Genomic DNA, 7,543 nt, shown 5'->3' with positions numbered 1-7,543 from the left:
CCGGCGCCACGCCTCCGTGCTCCCGCCGCCAAGCCTTCACCCAGTTATGCAGGGTGGTGTCGTGGATGTCCAACTCCCGGGCGACATGCGACACCGGACGATCCCCATCCAGCACCATGCGGACGGCCTCATCCTTGAACGCCTGCGAGTACGGGCCCTTACGTCGTGCCAACTACTGCTTCCTTCCGGTCACCCCAACCCTAGTTGGGGAGCTGTCCGGAAGATCTAGGGCACCTCAGTTCTCCTGGTAGATGGTCGTGGGTTCGCCGGGCTGGTGGCCACCAGAAATGGCTCTGGCACAAAGATCGTGAAGACGTAACGATGCGTGATCAGAGTCGCGATTTCGTCACAGGCCGGGCATGGAGGCGGCCGCATCGTCAAGATCGGGTTCGACCAAGAATCTGATCATCACGAGCGGCCGTGAGGGCTATTGTGCTGCACATCCAGGCGGGTGGCGAGAGCTCCAGCCTCGACCTTCTTTCCTTCTTGTTCCCCCACCTGACGGAAGTACAGGTAGAGAGGGTGACGAAGGGCCGCAACGGCCTACTGATCAACGCACGCGCGAAGAACACCGAGGCTGGATGTGGCTCCTGCGGCACGCTCAGCTAGCGGATCCACAGCCGATACCGTCGCCATCTGCAGGATGTGACCTGCGGACAGGTGCCCGTGACCATCGAACTGGAGGTGCGACGGTGGTTCTGCGACAACCCTGACCGCCCGGTCCGTACCTTCGCTGAGCAGGTACCCGGGCTGGCGCACAGACACGCGCGGCGGACTTCGTTACTGCGTCGGCTGCTGGAACACATCGCCTTGGCCCTGGCCGGACGCGCTGGGGCGCGCTTGGCCGCCCACCTGGGCATCATCGTGTCCCGATCCCTGCTGATCAGGCTGATCCGGGCGCTGCCCGACCCCGAGGTCGGCTCGGTCGCCGTCTTGGGCGTGGACGAATTCGCCAAACGGCGAGTTATCTGAAGCTGCTGAGTGAGCGTCTTCCATGTTGTTCAGGGAGGGTTGGAGCCGGGCGATCTGCGTGATGGACGTGGTTATCTACCGCCCGTCCATCACACAGAACTCCGGGAGGGAGCATGCTGGTTCAGCGCGTCGTGTCGCCGGTGACACGGCAGGAATCGTGGACGGTGCTTGGGGACGACGATGTGCCGGTGCGGCCGATCGAGCGGTACCTGTCCTACCTGACCGACATCGAGCGGTCGCCGAACACCGTGAAGGCATATGCGATGGATCTCCTGCGCTGGCTGCGGTTCCTGTCGGCAGTGGGCGTGTCCTGGGAGCAGGCGACGCCGGTCGAGGGCCGCGATTTCAGCCTGTGGATCCGCCAGACGCGCAAGCCTCGGTTGGCCCTGCGCGCGCAAATGCGGGTGGCGGACGGGGGCGGGAGTGACCGGCGTCGTCCTCAGTCGCGAAGGGAAGGACCGGCCGGGGGTGGCCTGCCCGGTGAGGTGAACGGGGTCACGGGTAAGCCGTCGCCGGGGATCGGGTACGCGCCTCGGACGGTCAACCACAGCGAGAGCGTGCTGCGGGCGTTCTACGATTTCCACCGGGAGGCCGGGACCGGGCCGATGGTCAACCCGTTCCCGCTGGATCGCGCGCGCCGTGGCGGGCGCGCTCATGCCCATCACAACCCAATGGATCCCTGGCAGCGCGAACGTGAAGGGCGTTACCGTTCCGCGGTGCCGCAGCAGACACCCCGGGCGATCCCGGAGGAGATGTTCGAGTTGCTGTTCGCGGCGTTGCCGTCGCACCGCGACCGGGCCCTGGTGGCGTTCTGGATCTCCACCGGAGCCCGGGCGGCCGAACTGCTGGGCGCCCGTCGTAGCGATGCCGATCCCGGCCAGCAGTTGATCACGGTGATCCGTAAGGGTTCACGGGCGGCTCAGGCGCTGCCCGCCTCACCGGATGCGTTCGTGTGGCTGCGGCTCTACCAGCAGCAGATGCACGGGCGAGTGCCCACCGGGCAGCGGGATCCGCCTGTGGTGGACCTTGCGTCAGCCGTTGGTCGCGCTGTCCTATCACGGTGCGCACCGGATGTTCGAGCGGGCCAATGCGTTGCTGGGAGCGAATTGGACGCTGCATGACTTGCGGCATTCGGCGGCGCATCGGATGGCCAGGGATCCGGCGCTGCCCTTGGCCGACGTCCAGTGGATCTTGGGGCATGCCCATCTGACGACCACGCAGCTGTATTTGAACCCGTCGGTGGAGGAGGCCGTGGCCGAGCTACGCGCCCACCACGCCCGCCAATCCCGCGCAACCACGCCGTCCCCACCTCCGGCTCCGGGCTACGATCCGAGCTCCTTGGACGTGCTGTTCGGGCGGCAGCGGTGAAAGTACGGGCGAACGAGCTAACGTCCCCGCCGCAGAACATTCTCGCGACCGATCCTCGACGGGGCTTCCCGCGCCGCCCCGGCCAGAGCGCTTGGCCGGCGAGCCTGCTCGGCATCGAGGAGATCATCGCGATGGTCGACGCGCCGCCGTTGCGCCCGGCCAACGGCTCGAACTACCGGCGACAGGGCACCACCCGGATCCTGGAGTGGCTGGCGAGCTTCTCCGGTGACAGCTGGCAGCAGCGGTGGAAGGCCAGCGGGGCCGAGGACCTGCCCAAGGAGGAATGGCTGACCCTGCCGATGCGGTGGCGTCAGGCCACCGGCCGATCCGCCGCCCCAAGTAACCGCGAGTGCTACCAGATCGGGCTGTTCGTGCTGGTCTGCGCCGACATCATCCGCCCGGCCATGACCTGGATGGTCCGCAAGACCTCGCCCCGGATCGTGCCGATGATGGCCGCATGCCGAGACCCCGGCGGGTTCGCCGCGCTGCAGCGCCTCATCGATGCCGACCCGGACGGCATCACCGCAGGACAGGCCCGACTGGCCCTGAGCCCGTATCACCATGATCTTGGCCTGCAAGGGCGGCCTCGTCCGGGACATCACCGTGGGCGACTACCTCGACCTGCTGGATGCGATGCGCGATACCGGAACCGGTGGTGCCGGGCGCCTGCTGGCCTACCGGCTGCTGCACACGCTCGGCGATCTGGGCGTCGACGCCCCAGCCACCGGGCGGGCGTTCCTCCTGGCGGCCGGCCAGCGCTCGGTGGAGGACCTGGTGGACCGCTACCAGGTCCGGTGCCGTCCCATCCGGGACTTGTTCGTGGACTACCTACGCGAACGCCAGCCGGTCCTGGACTACAACAGCCTCGCTAAACTCGCCGGCGACTTGGTCGGGCTGTTCTGGGCCGACCTGGAACGTCATCATCGCGGGATCGACTCGCTCCACCTGCCGCCCGAGGTTGCCGCCGAGTGGCGGCAACGCGTCTCCTTCCGGACGAAGACCATCGCCGATCCCGACGGTCACCCGGCAGAGGAGGTTGTGCCCCGCGCGGGCGCCCGCAGCGTGATGATGGCAGTTCGCGCGTTCTACCTGGATATCGCCCAATGGGCTCTGGACGAGCCGCACCGCTGGGCTCAGTGGGCGGTGCCCTGCCCGATCAAGGAGGCCCACTGCAACCGGGCCAAGCAGGACAAGCTGGTCAAGTCCCGGATGGACCAGCGGACCCGGGAGCGGCTGCCGCTGCTGCCGGTGCTGGCCGGCACTGTCAACCAGCACCGTCTCACCAGCGCGGTCCTGCTGGAGGCAGCCCGCCGTACTCCACCCGGCAGCATCTTCACCGTCGAGGAGCAGACCCTGCTTCGTCTGTCCACGCCCACCGCCTACACCGGCAGCATCTGGGCCGCCACCCCCGACGGCGGCCCACGCCTCGATCTGACCAAGCAGGAGGGCGACGCGTTTTGGGCATGGGCCGTCATCGAAGTCCTGCGCCATACCGGTATCCGGTTCGAAGAGTTACGCGAGCTCAGCCACCACAGCATCACCCAATATCGGCTGCCGTCCACCGGGGAGCTGGTGCCACTCCTGCAGATCGCCCCGTCCAAGACCGGCGCCGAGAGGATGTTGCTGGTCGGCCCGGAACTGGCTGACGTGCTCAGCGCGATCGTCTGCCGCATCCGTGATCAGAGCGGCGCCGTTCCTCTCGTGGCCAGCTACGACACCCACGAGAAGATCTGGAACCCGCCGATGCCGCTGCTGTTCCAGCGCGCACTCTTTGGAGAACGCCGCCCGATCAGCGAAGGCTCCCTGCGGGAGATCCTTCAAGACGCGCTGACCGGCTCCGGAATCTACGGCCCCGACGGCAACCCGCTGATCTTCACCCCACACGACTTCCGCAGGATCTTCGTCACCGACGCCGTCCTCAACGGCCTGCCGCCGCACATCGCACAGATCATTTGCGGCCATCGCAACATCAACACGACCATGGGCTACAAGGCGATCTACCCCACCGAGGCCATCGAGGCGCACAGAGCTTTCATCGCCCGCCGCCGAGCAACCCGGCCCAGCGAGGAATACCGCACGCCGACCGACGACGAATGGGACGAGTTCCTCGCTCATTTCGAAAAACGCAAGCTGTCCACCGGCACCTGCGCCCGCGCCTTCGGCACTCCCTGCATCCACGAACATGCCTGCATTCGCTGCCCCATGCTGCGCCCCGACCCCGCACAGCACGCCCGATTCGAGGAAATCCGCGACAACCTGCTCGCCCGCATCGCCGAGGCCGAACGCGAGGGCTGGCTCGGCGAGGTCGAAGGCCTCCACGTCAGCCTCGCCGGAATCCGCGACAAACTCTCCCAAATCAACACCGGCCACCGCCGCACCGACCTGGGAATGCCCAGCTTCGGCGACATAGCAAGCCGAAGCAGTCCCGCACCCTGAGTAACGATGACCAGGATTCGATCTTCACCTGGATTTCAAGATCGTAGTTCAGAGAACCTCCGGTCGCTTCGCCGCCAACGCCGCTTGGCTGACCTGCGCGGCCATCACGCACAACCTGCTGCGCGCCCTGGGCTGTCTGGCTGATGCCTGCCATGCCCGGGCCCGCGGAGCCACCTTGCGCCGTCACCTCATCAGCGTGCCCGCGCGTATCGCCCGGTACGGACGCGGCCGGCTCACCCTGCACCTGCCCACCGGCTGGCCATGGCAGGCCGCATGGCTGAACACCTTCACCGCGACCCACGACCCGCCCTCAGCCCGAGCGGCATGACCCGCCCGAAACTCCTGGTCAACGCATCTCCATAACGACCTTCACCCAGGTCACCGCGCTCACCGGCGCACCCATCGTCTTCGACCCGGGAACCTATGGACAGCCCGTGACCCGCGCACGGAGGCCCTCCCACGCCCGAAAACCGGCCTCCATCTGCGGGAACGAGCCTCATCGAGGAATTGCCTGCCAAAATGATCAACAGAATTCACGCCGTGGATCCAGGCTGAGAGCGCAACAGCCGTTCTAGGCTGGGCTGGAAACTTCGAGATAATTGCAAATGGCGCGAACCGTCGGCAAGATTCGGTAATGTCCCTTTCTGCTCAGTCCCGGGATGCCGGGGCGTCAATGAAAGGAACCCGAAGTGAGCCCAGTGGCCCAGCCCGACCTCGCGGACGACGTGTTCGACCTCGACCTCGAGCTGCTCGTCGACATCGAGGCCGTGCAGCCCATCTACGCGTGCAGCATAGCTACGTCGACCATGCCGGCTAACTCGCCTTCAGGCGGTTAATGCGAGTTCTTCCAGTTCAAGACGGACGAGGTGGCTGGTTCGACCATTGCGCAGGAGGTGGCGGCCCGTGTCGCTGGCCCGGTGGCCAGACATTCCAGCGGCGCTGAAGCACATTTGGATTATCGGCATCCCGCTTCGCTGGCACACGGCGGAGCGGCTTTGTCATGTTGTTTTCGGCGCGCGGCAGAATCACGGCGAATAACGGCTGGAATGAAGCGGGACACCGTTTTCTCGAATCAGCCGTGCGAGCAGGCGTCACGGGGAAGGCCGGCCTTTTCGACGGAGGGATCGCTGGTTTGAGAGTCGCGGCCGCGTCGTTGCGCGGGGACACCGAACGGTATGGCAGGCTGCTGGCCGGCACGGACGCGGCGGTGGCTGCGGTGCCCGAGCACGACCTGGGTCCGGGACCGCGGGGGCCGCGCTCTACCTGCTGCTGAGGCCGCCGTCCGCTAAGCGGGCTGAGGTGGGGCGCGCCCTGGCACGGGGTGGACGGCTGCGTCCGCCCTACCCGATGCCGGCGCTCCGGGTGCCGGCAGGATGGACCGTGGCCAGCGGGTACGCCGACTGTGGTCTGGCACACGGAGCGGCCGGAGCACTCGCCGTCCTGGCATCGATGCACCGCGCCAACAGGGCGGCCGCCAGGGCTGTCGGACAGGAACCCGGCGGGGCCGACGAGATCCGCGCAATCGCCGACTGGCTGCTCTGCCTGGCTCGCCAGGACGAGTGGGGCACCGTGTGGCCCGCGGGCGTGGACACCACCGCGTGTCACCCCCTCACTGCATCTACCGCCAGACCTACGGTCACGCCCCTTCCGTCACGGCGAGGACGATAGTGAAACCGGCGGGAAGACCCCCGACCCTGTGGGCCGGCTGGTATGGGCCTCACCTGCGCTGCCGGGCGCCACCCACGTCGTGGCCCGCCGCGCGGACGGTCGGCCTGACCGGCGCCGGCGTCAAGACCTTCGCGGACAAGGGCTCTCGAGGAGCGGGCGGCACGATCCGCGCGCCGTTCAAGCACCATCTCCACCGGCCCTGGCTGTCTCGCGGACAACGGGACGTCAATCGCGCCCACGCCCGCATCCGAGCCATCGCAGAGCGTGCCGTCGCCACGGTGAAGTACTGGAAGGTACTGACCAAACTGCGCTGCTGCCCGCACCGCGCGACCGCGCTCGTGCACGCGACCCTCGTCCTGCAACTCGTCGAAGAGGGCCGTTACCCAGGATGAAAGGCTCTATCTACCGGCAATTCGCTGAGATCACGCCATTGTCATTCAGAGCGCCGTCACCGTGCCAATACTACGTTCAGGAGCGAGATCCGGCACTGCCGGAAAGCAGATCGAGCGCAGAAGCCGCCGTCTTCGAACCCGATGCGGCGACCACGCGTCTTAGCGGGTGTGCGCCGAATCACGCTACTCGCCATCCTGCTCCCCTGTTTCTCCGTCGGCTGTTCAGCCGGTGTGGACTGCACGCTGATAGGTACCCCTGTCGGCGTGGGCGTGACCGTCGAAGCGCCGCTTGCCGCCGACGCCCAATCCGTCTCGATGGAGGTGTGCTGGAACGGCGGCTGCAAATCCCCCGCCGTCATCCTCAACCCGTCCTCGCGTGCCGGAGAGGAGACCTGCTCGGGCGACACCTGTTCGGTAGGCCTGGCCCCGACCGGCAGCAAGAACGGGTTTGGCACGGTCGAAGACCTGCCCAAGCAGCCTGTGGAGGTACGGCTCGCACTGCGTGACGCTGCATCCCGTTCGGTGCTCCAGCGTGCGATCAAGGTTACTCCTCAAGGGCGCTTTCCCAACGGCCCTCAATCCCGGGTTCCGCAGTTCGTAGTCACACGTGGCGAATGGTTAGCGAGAATCTGCAGGTAGATGGCCTGTAGCGAGCTTCGAGGTGCCGCGAAGGGCCGAGAGTGTAGTAACACGACTTCGAAAATTTT

At 66.8% G+C, this 7,543-nt stretch carries 8 protein-coding genes and 1 pseudogene; 8 read left to right on the top strand and 1 reads right to left on the bottom strand.

Translation table 11 applies throughout. The features are described 5' to 3' along the window. A partial coding sequence (locus tag EJK15_RS78305) for a transposase (RefSeq protein WP_138718588.1) occupies positions 1-172 on the bottom strand: 172 nt, incomplete at its 3' end. A 494-nt stretch (positions 173-666) separates the two neighbouring features. On the opposite strand from EJK15_RS78305, the gene EJK15_RS65760 reads away from it, so the two are divergent. The 8 genes and pseudogenes from EJK15_RS65760 to EJK15_RS65735 all read left to right on the top strand — a co-directional run bounded on the left by EJK15_RS65760 (position 667) and on the right by EJK15_RS65735 (position 7,475). Next, positions 667-972: a hypothetical protein gene (locus EJK15_RS65760; protein ID WP_240778056.1), complete on the top strand. Its 306-nt coding sequence runs from the start codon at positions 667-669 to the stop codon at positions 970-972. 113 nt (positions 973-1,085) lie between these two features. Next, entirely contained in the window at positions 1,086-2,093 is a 1,008-nt protein-coding gene (locus tag EJK15_RS65755) for a tyrosine-type recombinase/integrase (protein WP_206062207.1), read from the top strand. Next, positions 2,044-2,340, top strand: a complete 297-nt coding sequence (locus tag EJK15_RS73890; RefSeq protein WP_206062205.1) for a site-specific integrase — start codon at positions 2,044-2,046, stop codon at positions 2,338-2,340. The genes EJK15_RS65755 and EJK15_RS73890 overlap by 50 nt, the downstream gene beginning before the upstream one ends. 561 nt (positions 2,341-2,901) lie before the next feature. Further along, the gene (locus EJK15_RS65750; protein ID WP_138720348.1) at positions 2,902-4,776 is read left to right on the top strand and encodes a site-specific integrase; all 1,875 of its coding nucleotides are present in this window, start codon (positions 2,902-2,904) and stop codon (positions 4,774-4,776) included. 196 nt (positions 4,777-4,972) lie between these two features. Further along, positions 4,973-5,104, top strand: a complete 132-nt coding sequence (locus tag EJK15_RS78300; RefSeq protein WP_420847186.1) for a hypothetical protein — start codon at positions 4,973-4,975, stop codon at positions 5,102-5,104. A 361-nt stretch (positions 5,105-5,465) separates the two neighbouring features. Beyond that, positions 5,466-5,612: a hypothetical protein gene (locus EJK15_RS72265; RefSeq protein ID WP_171075358.1), complete on the top strand. Its 147-nt coding sequence runs from the start codon at positions 5,466-5,468 to the stop codon at positions 5,610-5,612. 854 nt (positions 5,613-6,466) lie between these two features. Continuing rightward, positions 6,467-6,836, top strand: a pseudogene (locus EJK15_RS72260) (transposase family protein); the annotation flags it as partial. Positions 6,837-7,100: 264 nt separating this feature from the next. Then, positions 7,101-7,475: a hypothetical protein gene (locus EJK15_RS65735; protein ID WP_138720345.1), complete on the top strand. Its 375-nt coding sequence runs from the start codon at positions 7,101-7,103 to the stop codon at positions 7,473-7,475. Positions 7,476-7,543 lie beyond the last annotated feature (68 nt).

This window comes from Nonomuraea basaltis (assembly GCF_005893125.1).
Classification (GTDB): domain Bacteria; phylum Actinomycetota; class Actinomycetes; order Streptosporangiales; family Streptosporangiaceae; genus Nonomuraea; species Nonomuraea basaltis.
The sequence above is the reverse complement of the archived record's forward strand: the minus strand, read 5'-3'. Positions and strand labels throughout refer to the sequence as shown.

Bases quoted from the DNA above. Each gene is read 5' to 3' on its own strand.
- EJK15_RS65755 (WP_206062207.1), top strand. From the start codon at position 1,086: ATGCTGGTTCAGCGCGTCGTGTCGCCGGTGACACGGCAGGAATCGTGG.
- EJK15_RS73890 (WP_206062205.1), top strand. From the start codon at position 2,044: ATGTTCGAGCGGGCCAATGCGTTGCTGGGAGCGAATTGGACGCTGCAT.
- EJK15_RS65750 (WP_138720348.1), top strand. From the start codon at position 2,902: ATGATCTTGGCCTGCAAGGGCGGCCTCGTCCGGGACATCACCGTGGGC.